Annotated in this window: 14 protein-coding genes; 8 read left to right on the forward strand and 6 right to left on the reverse strand. The window is 46.1% G+C overall.

The features are described from left to right. The first annotated feature begins 325 nt into the window (after window positions 1-325). The 3 genes from NSQ39_RS18535 (at window position 326) to NSQ39_RS18545 (ending at window position 2659) form a co-directional block, all read left to right on the forward strand. Entirely contained in the window at window positions 326-754 is a 429-nt protein-coding gene (locus tag NSQ39_RS18535; RefSeq protein ID WP_175075829.1) for a MarR family winged helix-turn-helix transcriptional regulator, read from the forward strand. Between the two features lie 3 nt (window positions 755-757). Beyond that, the gene (locus NSQ39_RS18540; protein WP_175075830.1) at window positions 758-1951 is read left to right on the forward strand and encodes an MFS transporter; all 1194 of its coding nucleotides are present in this window, start codon (window positions 758-760) and stop codon (window positions 1949-1951) included. Window positions 1952-2086: 135 nt separating this feature from the next. Next, window positions 2087-2659, forward strand: coding sequence for an undecaprenyl-diphosphatase (locus NSQ39_RS18545; RefSeq protein WP_046130163.1), 573 nt, complete (start codon window positions 2087-2089; stop codon window positions 2657-2659). A gap of 66 nt (window positions 2660-2725) precedes the next feature. On the opposite strand, the gene NSQ39_RS18550 is transcribed toward NSQ39_RS18545, so the two are convergent. The 3 genes from NSQ39_RS18550 to NSQ39_RS18560 all read right to left on the reverse strand — a co-directional run bounded on the left by NSQ39_RS18550 (window position 2726) and on the right by NSQ39_RS18560 (window position 6257). Next, window positions 2726-4281, reverse strand: a protein-coding gene (locus NSQ39_RS18550; RefSeq protein WP_341014364.1) for an IS3 family transposase whose coding sequence is annotated in 2 segments (ribosomal slippage) — window positions 2726-3624 and window positions 3624-4281 — 1557 coding nt in all. Because the reading frame shifts where the segments join, the coding sequence is not laid out codon by codon here. Window positions 4282-4368: 87 nt separating this feature from the next. After that, window positions 4369-5298, reverse strand: coding sequence for a manganese-dependent inorganic pyrophosphatase (locus NSQ39_RS18555; RefSeq protein WP_175076706.1), 930 nt, complete (start codon window positions 5296-5298; stop codon window positions 4369-4371). 131 nt (window positions 5299-5429) lie between these two features. Continuing rightward, the gene (locus NSQ39_RS18560) at window positions 5430-6257 is read right to left on the reverse strand and encodes a manganese catalase family protein (protein ID WP_216899296.1); all 828 of its coding nucleotides are present in this window, start codon (window positions 6255-6257) and stop codon (window positions 5430-5432) included. Between the two features lie 145 nt (window positions 6258-6402). Here NSQ39_RS18560 and NSQ39_RS18565 point away from each other — a divergent pair, with 145 nt between their 5' ends. Then, window positions 6403-7125, forward strand: a complete 723-nt coding sequence (locus tag NSQ39_RS18565) for a YqjF family protein (protein ID WP_175076705.1) — start codon at window positions 6403-6405, stop codon at window positions 7123-7125. Between the two features lie 44 nt (window positions 7126-7169). Here NSQ39_RS18565 and NSQ39_RS18570 read toward each other — a convergent pair whose 3' ends face one another. Together NSQ39_RS18570 and NSQ39_RS18575 are read right to left on the reverse strand one after the other, a co-directional pair. Beyond that, entirely contained in the window at window positions 7170-7580 is a 411-nt protein-coding gene (locus NSQ39_RS18570) for a CBS domain-containing protein (RefSeq protein ID WP_046130351.1), read from the reverse strand. A 66-nt stretch (window positions 7581-7646) separates the two neighbouring features. Next, window positions 7647-8600 carry a magnesium transporter CorA family protein gene (locus tag NSQ39_RS18575; protein ID WP_175076704.1) on the reverse strand — a complete coding sequence of 318 codons (954 nt, stop codon included), beginning with the start codon at window positions 8598-8600 and terminating at the stop codon, window positions 7647-7649. Window positions 8601-8757: 157 nt separating this feature from the next. Here NSQ39_RS18575 and NSQ39_RS18580 point away from each other — a divergent pair, with 157 nt between their 5' ends. The 4 genes from NSQ39_RS18580 (at window position 8758) to NSQ39_RS18595 (ending at window position 12695) form a co-directional block, all read left to right on the forward strand. Continuing rightward, window positions 8758-10056 carry a hemolysin family protein gene (locus NSQ39_RS18580; RefSeq protein WP_175076703.1) on the forward strand — a complete coding sequence of 433 codons (1299 nt, stop codon included), beginning with the start codon at window positions 8758-8760 and terminating at the stop codon, window positions 10054-10056. Between the two features lie 156 nt (window positions 10057-10212). Next, window positions 10213-11424, forward strand: coding sequence for an ammonium transporter (locus tag NSQ39_RS18585; RefSeq protein WP_175076702.1), 1212 nt, complete (start codon window positions 10213-10215; stop codon window positions 11422-11424). Between the two features lie 18 nt (window positions 11425-11442). Further along, entirely contained in the window at window positions 11443-11793 is a 351-nt protein-coding gene (locus NSQ39_RS18590) for a P-II family nitrogen regulator (RefSeq protein ID WP_046130347.1), read from the forward strand. Between the two features lie 509 nt (window positions 11794-12302). Continuing rightward, window positions 12303-12695 (forward strand): hypothetical protein, encoded by a 393-nt coding sequence (locus tag NSQ39_RS18595; protein ID WP_175076701.1) that lies wholly within the window; start codon window positions 12303-12305, stop codon window positions 12693-12695. 445 nt (window positions 12696-13140) lie between these two features. Here NSQ39_RS18595 and NSQ39_RS18600 read toward each other — a convergent pair whose 3' ends face one another. Then, the gene (locus NSQ39_RS18600; RefSeq protein WP_175076700.1) at window positions 13141-13713 is read right to left on the reverse strand and encodes an ATP-dependent Clp protease proteolytic subunit; all 573 of its coding nucleotides are present in this window, start codon (window positions 13711-13713) and stop codon (window positions 13141-13143) included. Between the last annotated feature and the right edge of the window lie 4 nt (window positions 13714-13717).

The following is a 13717-nucleotide window of genomic DNA, read 5'->3' on the forward strand; positions in this document are numbered from 1 at the left end:
TCCCTAAAATGGATGTGAGAAGTGTGAAATGAGATCCGTATGCTGAAAGAAAATACTATTTATACAGCTGCTTCGTTTTAAGCTATTCCAAGTAGAATTTTGAAATACTCCCACGATCCCTCACCTCAAACACTCTCTTTGTTAGGTTTGTATCAGTGTATTAGCATTGAAATGGGATTATGCTAAAAACTCAAGGAGGACAAGGGGTTTATCAAGACATTTTTATTTCGGCTTCGAAAATTTTTGCTTTACAGGTTGTAGGACATCCAGTAAAATGAATAAAGTTTATTATTTACCTAGGTAAGTATTTTTCAGAGGGGTTTATATGGAACACATCAACCGGGCGATCATTCACCAAATCAATCAAAGTGCGCGGATGCTTTCCAAAAAAACGAATGAACAGCTTGAGGCCTACGGGCTTTTCGGCGCTCAATGGTCAATCTTGTACTGCCTTCATACGTACGGTCCGATGACTCAAAAAGACATTTGGTCGTATTTGCACGTTGAAGCACCGACCGTAACGCGAACGATCAGCCGCCTTGAAAAAAACGGCTGGGTGCAAAGGATACAAGGCGAAGATAAAAGGGAAAAAGTCGTAAAAATGACGGACGAAGCCGCGGTTAAATATGACGAAATTCAGTTGAAAATAAAAGAATTTGAAGAAGAAATGCTTTCGGGATTTGATGACAAGGATAAAAAAACGTTCCAGCGTTTATTGCATCAACTGCTGACATACAACAAGAAGGAGCTGTAGCCTATGAAACAATCGGAACCCATTTGGACTAAAGATTTTATCATGGTTGTTCTGATGAATTTGTTTATTTTTGTATATTTTTATGCCTTGTTAACGATTTTGCCTGTCTACACGATGCAGGAGCTCGGCGACACGGAGTCACAGGGAGGTCTTTTGATCAGCGGATTTTTGCTTTCTGCGATTTTTGCAAGGCCGTTTTCAGGCGCAATAATCGAGCGGTTCGGGAAAAAAAGAATGGCGCTCGTCAGCGTCATACTCTTTACGCTTTCGTCCCTCCTTTTCATATCCGTTCAAAATATCTACGTATTGCTCGGAATCCGCTTTTTCCAAGGCATTTGGTTCAGCATCATTACCACGGTAACCAGTGCGATTGCAGCCGATTTGATTCCGCCCGCACGCCGCGGCGAAGGGCTCGGCTACTTCGCCATGTCCATGAACCTGGCGGTTGTCATTGGGCCGTTTATCGCCTTAAACCTGCTTGACAAAATCAGCTTTACCGCGCTGTTTGCGCTGTTTTCCGGAATCGTCGCCGTCGGAATCCTTTGCACGGCTTTGGTGCGGATTCCTAAAGAAAACGACACGACTTCCGCTGTCTTCAAATTGTCGTTTTCCAATATGTTTGAAAAAGGGGCGATGCGTATCGCCATCGTCGGCTTGTTTGTTTCTTTTTGCTATTCGAGCGTCATTTCGTTCATTTCGGTTTATGCAAAATCTCTCGGCCTGATTCAAACGAGCAGCTATTTCTTTATGATTTTCGCGGTGGCGATGATGGTAACACGGCCGTTCACCGGAAAATTATATGATAGAGTCGGTCCCGGCGTCGTCATTTATCCGTCTATTATCCTTTTTAGCATCGGGCTTTGCCTGCTTGCTTTTACGAACAGCGGCGCGATGCTTTTGCTTTCAGGAGCTGTCATCGGCATGGGCTACGGTTCGATTACCCCTTGCCTGCAGACGCTGGCGATCCAAGCTTCTCCGCAGCACCGGAGCGGCTATGCAACGGCCACTTATTTCACCTTGTTCGATTCAGGAATAGCGGTCGGGTCCTTTGTGTTCGGCCTGATTGTCGCACAAACCGGTTTTTCCAATATCTATTTATTCACAGGCGTCTTCGTTCTCGTCAATCTGTTGCTGTATACGTGGAGCCGGAAACCGGCCTTGCTGAAGGAGAAGAGAAATATATCGATAGCCGATTGATCGGTACACCATCTTGCCGGGCTTGCCATTGGCCCGGCTCTTTTTCGTTTAACATGAAACTTTTATGAATGCAGTTTCGTCCCCTAACTGTCCGGGAAAAATAGGATTCTATTAAAAATACTGAAAGGTGATTTTGTGAACTACGAATTATTTAAAGCCATCCATAATCTATCACATCACAGCACCATTCTTGACGGCATGATGATTTTCATATCGGAAAAAGCGATTTATCTATATGCCCTTGTGCTGCTGGCCATATGGCTCTTTGGAGGCCATTCCTACAAAAAAAGCGTTCTTCAGGCAGGATTTACAGGGATTTTGGGCCTTGTATTCAACTATTTAATTACATTGATTTACCAGGAGCCGCGCCCTTTCGTCGCCCACCATGTCGATGTGCTGATTCATCACGCCGCAGATGCGTCGTTCCCGAGCGATCATACAACTGGTGCTCTGGCAATTTCTATCGCATTCTGGCTCTTCCACCGCAAAATCGGAACCTTTATGATCGCCTTCGGTTTGCTGACGGGCTTCTCCCGCATCTGGGTCGGGCATCACTATCCGGTTGATGTTTTAGGAAGCATCCTGGTAGCGATTTTGGTGTCGCTTGTTGTGCTTAAATTTTCCAAATACCTGCACCCGATTTTCGATTGGATCATCTCGCTCTACGATTCTATCGTGCGCCGGGTGAGAAAATTGATTTTCAGATAAAAGCAAAAGCCCGGACGGCGATGATCTGCACCCTGTCAAGTAGACAGTGGAAATAACTAAAACACACTAGACGGCTTTAGCCCTGTATTCCACTGGGCTGAGGCCGTTTAGTTTTTCTTGTAGACGATCGTGGTTGTAAAAGTGGATATATTCATCAATTGCGCTTTGAAGTGCCTCAAATGTCTCGTACGAATTCCGTCTGTATTTCTCGCATTTTAATTTCCCCCAAAACGACTCAATGGGGCCGTTATCAATACAGCGGCCGACGCGGGACATACTCTGTGTCATATTTGCGTTTTCAATCATCCTTCTAAACTGGTGGGACGTGTATTGAAAACCTCTGTCGCTGTGAAGGAGAGGACGTGCGTTTGGGGCTGCCTCAAGCGCTTGGTTCAAGGTTTTAAACACAAGGGCGTTATTATTGGATTTCCCCAGCACATAAGACACGACCATTCCCTCATGAAGATCTAAAATGGCACTGAGGTACGCTTTCCGATGGCCGTATTTTAGCTCTGTCACATCAGTCACCCATTTTTGATTTGGTTTGTCCGCTTTAAACTCTCGATTCAGGATATTTTCGGACACATGTTGAGGCGTCGCTTTGCCGTAACGTTTTTTCTTCCGCCGAATGACACACTCCAGCTTGGCAATTTTCATCAGCCGATAGATGCGCTTATGATTGAGGCGCTCTTTAAAGCGGCGGTTCATGTTTAAGGTCATTCTGCGGTATCCGTAGATACCGCCAATTTGTTCGTGAAGTAGCGCCATTTTGGCGATAATCTTTTCATTCTGTTTTTCTCTCGCTGAAGGTACTCGGCTCCTCCATTTGTAATACCCCTGGCGCGAAACTTCGGCAATCTCACATAACATTTGGACAGAAAAGCCTTCTTTTCGATTCAGCTCTAAAATGGCGAGATATCGATCTTCGTACCGAACCTGACTTAGAACCGCCTCCTTTTGATCTCTTCCAACTTTTTTAAGAACGCATTCTCTGCGCGCAAACGCTCATTTTCCTGTTCCAGCCGTTTGTTTTCCCGTTGAATTTTTTCTTCAGGTGTCAGTTCTTCTTCGGTTTTGCGTTTTCCCCGTGTATCTTTTAAGGCTTCTTCTCCACCTTCTTGATACTTTTTCACCCATTGATACACCTGTTGGTAGGAGACTTGATGAATCTCCATTGATCTGGCGTAGTCCTTTCCATGAGCTAGACAATCCTTCGCAATCTCAATCCGTTCTTCCAATGAAACGTTCTTCCGTTTGGTCATCAAACGATTCCTTCCTCTCCCGCTGTCTTTTAACGTTTTATGACCATTATAAAGCTCAACCCACTTCATGAGTACGGATTTACTGGAAATCTTATATTTTCTCGAGATTTCTCTTTGAGAGTAGCGTCCGGATAAGAAGTCTTTCACGGCATTGTATTTTAATTCTGCGGGATAGAACTTATGGCGCTTTGAACGTTCCAAACTCTCCACACCCGCCATATCATGCGATGTTCTCCATTCACGAATCGTTTCGGCATGAATGCCATATTTTTCTGCGATCTCCTTCACCGAATTATTGCCCTGATCACATTCTGATAGAATATTCAATTTTTCTTCTTTTGAAAACCATTTTCCAGCCATGAAAAAACTCCCCCAAGGCAAACAGATTTTTTTATTTCATCTGTCTACCTTTAGGGGAGCATATCACGATGTCCGGGCTTATTTTTATTATCCTTTTAATGCTTCTGTAAGCGGCGGAACGATTTGTTTTTTACGGGAAACGACGCCTTTTAATGTCGCTGTATTATCCGCCAATGTGACGTTGAACGCTTTTTCAACGGCCTGTGCGGCTTGTCCTGAAACGACGACAACCGAATCATTCGTTAAAATGTCCGTTACGACAAAGACGAATAAATCCAATCCTTTTTCAGCAACCACTTTTGCGAGCTCTGCTTCGACCTCTTCTTTGCGGGAAAGGACATCGTTCGTGTCGACCGTATTCACCTGGGCAATCTCTACTTTATGGCTGCCCATCGTAAATTCTTTGGCATCGAGCGAGAGAAGCTGCGGAATCGTTTTTGCGCTCAGGTCAGCACCGGCTTTCAGCATGTCCAGGCCGTAGCTTTCAGCGTCAACTCCTGCAATTTCAGCCAATTCTTTCGCCGCTTTTACGTCTTCATCCGTACAAGTCGGAGATTTAAATAACAGCGAGTCTGAGATGATCGCAGACAGCATGAGTCCGGCCGTTCCTTTTTCAATATCGACTCCGTTTTCTTTATAAAGCTTTTTTAAAATCGTCGCCGTGCATCCTACAGGCTCAGCGCGGTAGTACAATGGATCACTCGTTTCAAAATTGGCGATCCGGTGGTGGTCAATGACTTCAAGCACGCGCACCTGATCCAGATCATTGACGCTTTGCTGGCGCTCATTATGGTCAACAAGGATGACGCTGTCCGTTTCGTTGGCAACGGTCTCGACAAGGCGCGGAACTTCCGCTTTGAATTGATCGAGCGCATATTGGGTTTCGCCGTTGATTTCGCCTAAACGGACGGGTTCTGCATCAACGCCGAGCTTTTTTTTCAGTTCGGCATATGCAATCGCTGAACAAATCGTATCCGTGTCCGGGTTTTTGTGCCCAAAAATAAGAACTTTACTCATGATATGACTCCTTACTTGTTTTTTATAGTTAGCTTACCTGACAATGAAAAGATCTGCAAACCTGTCACTTATTTTATAATATTTGAGCGGAAATTTGAATTTTTTTAAAAAGAAAAAGAGCCGTTCGGCTCTTAAAATCGTTCATCAGCGGGAGGCGTGTTGTGGCTCTGTTTTGGAGCGGGCTTCAACTCAGGTTTTTCTCCGTAGGCGACAGGACCGTTCTCGTATTCGAACGGCGCTCCGTCCGGCGCATCTCCCTTCAGCCAATCAAGCCCGGCGCTTTCTTCTCCTTCTGAAAAGTTATACAGCGTATGTGCAAATTTTTCTTTCTCACATTCTTTCGGAAGCGTGCCAGGCACGACAACGCCTTCTTTCTCTTCTAAATCCCTGATTGCAGCAATCCACTGGTTCTGATGCATCGTATCGCGCGCCAACAGAAAGCCGAGCATATCCTTTACGCCTTTGTCATCGGTCATTTCGTACAGTCTGGCCACCTGCAGCCTGCCCTGTGATTCCGCATTGACGTTTGCGCGCATGTCGGCAAGTAGATTTCCGCTGGCGACGATATAACCCGCATTCCAAGGGACGCCTGTGCTGCTTTCCGGCATAGCGCCGAGCCCTGACACGATGGCATGATGAGGGTTCATCCCCCCCATGACAAAACCGATCACCGGATCTTCCGCAGCTTTCTCCTGCTCGTAGACGGGTGCGTCTTCCAGCAACCTCGCAATCATCGTTGCGATCATTTCGACGTGACCGATTTCTTCAGCTGCCGTATCCATGAGCAAATCCTTGTATGCTTCGTTGCCTCTCGTGTTCCAGCCCTGAAACAGATACTGCATCGCCACCGAAATTTCACCGTACTGCCCGCCGAGAATCTCCTGCATCTTCTTGGCAAAAACGGGATCCGGCTTATCAGGTTTTGCCGGATATTGAAGAACCTTCGAATGTTTGAACAATTCAGTCACTCTCCTTCGCTTATTTTTGAACCTGTATTTGATATATCCCGCGAAGAGAGAAGTAAAACCGCAAAATGCGCCGGTTTGATCGTTTAAAAAAGACCATTTTATACATAATAAACAAAAAAGGAGAGTGTCGCTTGTGATGCCGGACACATCGCACAGGCCGTTCCCGCTTCCAAAAGGACCCTGTATGATGGCTCAGACGTGGAATGATGTATTGTTCGCCCATTGGCCTGCCGAGCCTGAGGCGATTCGCGAAAAAATACCGGCCGCCTTAGAACTGGAGACGTTCAACGGAAAGGCCTGGATCGGGATTCTTCCTTTTCTGCTGACGAATCTGCGGCCGCGCTTTTTGCCGCCCATCCCTTTTTTCAGCCGGTTTCCTGAGCTGAATGTCCGAACGTACGTCACCTATCAAGGGATACCGGGCGTTTATTTCTTCAGCCTTGATGCAGCCTCCCGCTTCGCCGTTTTAGGCGCGCGCACATTTTTCCGCCTGCCGTATTATCATGCCGGCATGGACTTTGTTCATGAAGGAAGGCGTGTTCGTTTTTCCAGCAGAAGGCCGGATGGAAAAGCGGCCTTTTACGCCCGTTACGGTCCGCTGTCAGACTCCTTCACCTCCCGAAAAGGCACAATCGAATACTGGCTGACTGAAAGGTATCGGCTATACACCGTACATAGCAGCCGAATCTATTATGAAGACATCCATCACCCGCAATGGAGGCTCCAGCAGGCTGAAGCCGTCTTTTCCCAAAATAGCGCAGCTTCGGCAAGCGGTCTCACTCTGCCGGATACCGCTCCGCTCCTCCATTACGCCAAAAGGCAGCACGTTGTATGCTGGCCGCTTCGGCGGGTGCGCTAAAAATATGACAAAAGGAAGAGCGCAGATACGCTCTTCCTCAACGTTTAAGCCGGTTTTGATATTTCGCTTAAAGCTTCTCCCGCTTTCTGATCCGCAGCATTTGTCACCGAAAGGTCCCCCAGCGCAACGATTCCGACCAGCCGTTCATTTTCCACGATCGGCAGCCTGCGAATTTGATGCTCAGCCATCAGATCGCCGGCTTCCTCCGCCGTCATCTCTGGATCACCCGTCACCAATTCTGTGCTCATGATATCCCGTGCAGGTGCCTCAATGACATTTTCGGCGACGCATCTAATTACGATATCGCGGTCTGACACGATTCCTACCAATTTGCCATTCTCGCAAACCGGGATGGAGCCGACATTTTGGTCGCGCATTTTCCCTGCAATTTCTGTAACGGATGCGGAAGGTTCGCAGCACTCGGCATTCGGTGTCATCAAGTCTTTCAGCTTCACTTTGGATTCCTCCTTTATCATTGGTGTAGTATGTGCTTTTCCGAAAAAAACGTCTCTTAAACGTCTTTAAAAGTACTCTTTCTTTTTGATATATTTCTTTTTATCCTTCAACAAATCACCGGTCCATCCTTTCTTTTTCAAATACAGATAAACCAGCACGGTTGAAGCCGCTATCAAAATCAGCGAATACAAATAGCCGTGCTTGAAAGACAGTTCGGGCATATGTTTGAAATTCATTCCCCACAGCGCGCCGAAAGCCGTAACAGGCGTAAATAACGTCGTGAAAATCGTCAAAGCTTTAAAAATCTCATTTCCCCTGTGGGATGTCACCACTTCTTCGGAATGGAGCAGATAATTAATATCGCCTGCATAGTCCTTGATCAGCATCAGCACTCTGTCAATCTCGCAAAACGTCCGGCGCTGTTCGGCTTCGTCAAAGTTTTTGAATACAAATGTTTCCTGAATGGCCATCGCGACTTTTTTCATCGTCATCACAAGGCTTTTCATGATCAATAGCTCATGGCGCAGCTTGTGGATCGCCTCGATGATGCTTTTATTGTTATCATGATGAAATTTCCATTTTAATGTTCGAAGGTTGTTTTCAAACTGCTCAAGCTCCTTGAAATACGCGTGCACCAATTCCCCCGCGAGCACCAAAAACGCCTCCGGCGCATTCTTGCACCGTTTGAGCCGATGCCGCATCCGCTTATCGCTGAAGCCTCCAAAAACAGAAAAATCGAAGTTCATCGTAAAAAAATAGTCCATTGTCACGTAAAAGTGGAAAACAGAACGGTCGTGCTCTTCTTTCGCATCCTGCTGATAAATCAGGGAGCCGTACAGCGCCTCATGATCAGCGGACACAACGTCGATATCCAGACAATTTACGTTTTCCGAAGGAACGCCTTGAAACCATTTCCGGCATTCCGGCCAGTGTTCGGAATGGATAAGCTCAAGCGCTTTTGTTTTTTCCTGAGGGCCGAGCTGATACCAATTCCATCCGTCTCCATAAGCAATCTTCATATCTCATATCCTCCTGTTCACCTTCGCTTATTGTTCTTTGCCCGCAGCCCCCGAAACTAAACCTGATGTTTGCTCTGCAACCGCATGTGGTATGGAGCCAATATGATAATGATTCGAAAAAAGGAGGTGTGCGCCTTCTGTTTCGGAAGGCCTTGCATTGGATTTTGTAAAACTGGCGGCAGTGGCGATTTTAATCGCGCTTACGGGGTTTTTCGTAGCGGTTGAATTCGCCATCGTAAAAGTAAGAAGGACAAAGATCGACCAATTGATCGTGGAAAAAAGAAAGGGGGCGCTTGCCGCAAAAGAAGTAACCTCACATCTTGATGAATACTTATCGGCCTGTCAGCTCGGGATAACGGTGACGGCGCTCGGCCTCGGATGGCTCGGTGAACCGACGATGCAGAGCCTGCTGCATCCCGTTTTTGCAGCACTCGGCTTGCATGAGTCTGTCACGCACGTGCTCACGTTTTTGGCCGCTTTTTTGATCGTCACCTATTTGAACGTGGTCATCGGCGAACTCGCGCCTAAAACGTTCGCCATCCAGAAAGCGGAGAACATCACGCTGCTGTTTGCAAGGCCGATGATCTTGTTTTACAGGGTAATGTTTCCGTTTATTTGGCTGCTCAATCAATCGGCCCGCGTCATCACCGGAATGTTCGGGTTAAAGCCGGCCGCAGGGCACGAATTGGCCTATACGGAGGAAGAGCTGAGAACCCTTTTGTCTGAAAGCTACCAAAGCGGAGAAATTAATCAAAACGAATTAAAATACGTGAACAACATTTTCAGGTTCGACGAACGGATGGCAAAAGAAATCATGGTTCCCCGGAATGAAATGACCGTCTTGTCTCTTGAAGACGGTACGGAAAAAGCAATATGGCTGATCAAGAAAACGAAGCATACCCGGTTTCCGGTGGTACAGGAAGACAAGGACCACATCATCGGGATGATCAACATAAAAGAATGGCTGCTCGCTGAGCTTGCGGGCAAGGCTTCCTTTGAAACCGGCCAGCTTAAGAAGTTTATCCATCCCGTCATTCGCGTGATCGAAACGATTCCCGTCTATCAGCTGTTCGCCAAAATGAGGAAAGAGCGCACACATATGGCGATTCTCGTCGATGAATACGGAGGAACGTCCGGTCTTGTAACGATTGAAGACATCATCGAGGAAATCGTCGGCGACATACGCGATGAGTTTGATACCGAGGAAGTGTCAGACATTCGCAAAATCAAAGAAGACCACTACATCCTGAACGCCAAAGTGCTTGTCAGCGATGTAAACGACCTGCTTGGGATCCACTTGTCAGATGAAGAAATCGATACAATCGGCGGCTGGTTTCTGACACAAAACGTCGACACCGGGCCCGGGACCGAGATTCAATGCGACGGCTACAATTTTAAAACGAAAGAAATGGACGGCCACCGGATCGTCTGGATCGAAGTGACAAAGGCTGATTGAGGCGGTTTCTGACTCTTGTCTCAGGCGAACCGTTTCCCCTCCCGCTGCTTTTCTCCCAAAAAACCATGTTAGGAAATCTTACATGTTCGTCATGATATCGTTCTTTTATCACTATAATTGAAAAAAACATCACTTTTTACGACGGAGGAATGTAACATGCAGATGGGGGATACAGTATTCATGTTCTTTTGCGCTCTGCTCGTGTGGCTGATGACGCCGGGCATCGCTTTATTTTACGGGGGACTGGTAAGAAGCAAAAACGTGCTGAGCACGGTGATGCACAGTTTGTCATCGATCGCCATCGTATCGGTCATATGGATTTTGTTCGGATATTCTCTCGCTTTCGCACCGGGGAATCCCCTGATCGGAGGTTTTGAATGGCTCGGGCTGAACGGAGTCGGATTTGACCCGAATTCCGATTATTCGGAGACGATCCCGCATACACTCTATATGATGTTCCAATTGACGTTCGCTGTGCTCACGACAGCGATTATTTCCGGAAGCTTTGCTGAACGGATGCGTTTTCCGGCCTTTATTCTGTTTTCTGTGCTGTGGGTCGTGCTTGTCTACTCTCCTGTCGCCCACTGGGTATGGGGCGGAGGCTGGCTTGCAGAACTGGGAGCCCTTGATTTCGCGGGCGGAAACGTCGTCCACATTTCATCAGGCGTCGCCGGACTTGTCGTTGCGATCGTTCTCGGCAAGCGGAAAAACATCAGCGACACGGCGCCCCACAATTTGCTTTTGACATTGCTGGGCGCGGCGCTGATCTGGTTCGGGTGGTTCGGGTTTAACGTCGGAAGCGCACTGACACTTGATGAAGTGGCGATGACCGCTTTTATCAACACCAATACGGCGGCGGCCGCCGGAGTGATCGGCTGGGTCCTGATCGAATGGCTGATCAATAAAAAACCGACAATGCTCGGAGCGGTCTCCGGCGCCATTGCGGGACTTGTCGCAATTACACCGGCCGCCGGTTTCGTCACTCCGTTCGCTTCTGTTTTTATCGGATTTGTAGGCGGCGCCGTCTGTTTCTGGGGCGTGTTTTCTCTCAAGAAGAAATTCGGCTATGACGATGCGCTTGACGCATTCGGCCTTCACGGAATCGGCGGAACGTGGGGAGGCATTGCAACGGGCTTGTTTGCCACTACATCGGTTAATTCGAACGGAGCCGACGGCCTGTTCTACGGAGACATCAGCCTGCTTTGGAAACAGCTGATTGCGATTCTCTCAACATATGTGTTTGTTGCAATTGTCACTTACGTTATTATAAAAGTAGTCAGCATTTTCTTTAAGCTTCGTGCAACCGAAGAGGAAGAGTCTCTCGGGCTCGACCTTACGATGCACGGCGAAAAAGCGTATCAAGATTAATTGTCAGGGAGTGATGGAATGAGCGGTCAAATGTATAAGGTTGAAATCGTAACGCGTCCTACAAACTTTGAAGAGCTGAAAACCGAACTGGCCAAAATCGGGGTAACTTCCATTACATTTTATAATGTCCACGGATGCGGCCTGCAAAAAGGACATACGGAGCTTTACCGCGGCGTCAAGCGGGAAAGCAATGTATATGAACGCTTAAAAGTCGAAATCGTCGTCAGCAAGGTGCCTGTCGAAAAGGTCGCCGAGACGGCGCAAAAGGTGCTCAAAACCGGCGAACCCGGAGACGGCAAAATCTTCATTTACGAAATTCAAAACACGATCAACATCCGTACGGGCGAAGAAGGGCCCGACGCTTTATAAATGAGTGAAGCTCCCGGCGCAACCAGTCCGGGAGCTGTTTTTTGTTTAGAATGGCAAACATAACAACTTGAATTTATTTTTCAAAAATCTTTTCCGGCAGATTGGAACAGATACCCAAAAGCTTAGACAACTTCTTTTTTCAAGCCCAATAAAAATCATTTCTGACGATCACTTTGGCTCGGTATTAGATTACTAATATAATCGTTGCGTGTGGGTGCCGGTAAAATAATTCAACTAATAATAGGTTATCTCTATAGCCTGTTTGTATTACCCAGATTGAACAACACGATTCCCGAAAGAAATATTATTGCTATTCTTGCTTGTCTCATTAAATTGTTCTTCCAAGTCCTTCAACTTGAATTTCATGACTTAAAGTCTTTACTTATCTAAAAACCGTTCTCAGGGAAAATAAATTAATGATGTAGAATTTTTTTCTATTTTCATTGATTATTTTAGTAAATATGTTAATATAACGTAGTCGCTAAATTAGCAAAGAAAGGGAGTTTAAATTGAAAAAAATTGCAATGCCATTGTTTACAGCTGCTCTTTTGCTGGTTCAATGTTTCGCTGGTAATTCAGAAGCATTTGCTATGAATTCAAAAGGGGCAATTAAATTTAAAACAGATGCTAATACATATTCAAAGCACGCTACTTCTATTGTTGTCACAGGCACTTTGCGTGAGGATAATGACAATGGTTATGTAGTATATCTGTATAAAAAGGGCCGAACTACCCCGGTAAAAATGATAGATGTAGATCATAAGATCGGTACCCGTAATTTCAAGGCAGTTTTTTCAACAAAAAATATCCCGGCAGGCAAGTATGATGTAATTGTAGCACAGAGCTGGGGATATAAAGATTGGCATGGAGAGCTGCAACATTATATTACTGTTCAGCATTAAAATTAGTGACAGATTAGAATCATAAAAGCTTAGCTTTTGATTTTATCTGAAATCCTTTAAAAACCATTTACTGCAAAACTACGAATTGAGGATGAATGATTAAAAGTTCACGGACTTTTTATCATTCATCCTCATTCATTTTTATAGTTTTCTTAGATAGAAATCGTACAGCATATCTCCTCCCAAGAAAGCTAAAAAGTAAAGTTACCCCTCAGCGGTAAATCTCTTGATTTATGTGAACACGATGACATCTGTACAAAAGTTCATGCTACTATAATAACCATGAAATCCCCCCTTATTGTTAATAATGAAAGCCTATTATTTATACAAAGCAGGGGGGATTTTCAAAGGATTTCAATATCGCATAGTTACAATTGAGAGGTATGCGTCAAAACTTTTCTAAAAGGAAACATGTTGAATACCATAAGGTTCTAAAGATTATTTTTTACAAAACTGCATCAACAATACCGTAAGCCTTCGCTTCTTCGGCATCCATAAAATAGTCGCGTTCCATGTCTTCTTTTAGTTTTTCAAGCGGCTGACCCGTCCTTTCATGGAAGAACTGCTGGATTTTGTCCTTCAGCTTGATGATCCGCCTCGCGGAAATCTCCATGTCCGTCGCCTGTCCTTTGACGCCGCCGAGCGGCTGGTGGATCATGATTTCGCTGTTTTTAAGGGCAAACCTCTTTCCCTTCGTTCCGCCCGCAAGGATGATCGCCCCCATCGAAGCCGCCATCCCGACGCAGATCGTGCGAACATCCGGCTTCACGTACTCCATCGTATTTAAAATCGCATATCCGGCAGAGGTTGATCCGCCGGGGCTGTTGATATAGACCGAAATGTCCTTTTCATTGTCCTCCGCCGACAAAAACAGCAGCTGGGCGGTGACGCGATTGGCGAGATCGTCCGTAAATTCAGAGCCGATCATAATGATGCGGTCTTTCAAAAGCCTTGAAAAAATATCGTAGGATCTTTCTCCTGCCGCTGTTTTTTCAATAACATAAGGAATGGTGTTCATGCCT

It is taken from the genome of Bacillus sp. FSL W8-0848 (genome assembly GCF_038007805.1).
Classification (GTDB): domain Bacteria; phylum Bacillota; class Bacilli; order Bacillales; family Bacillaceae; genus Bacillus; species Bacillus glycinifermentans.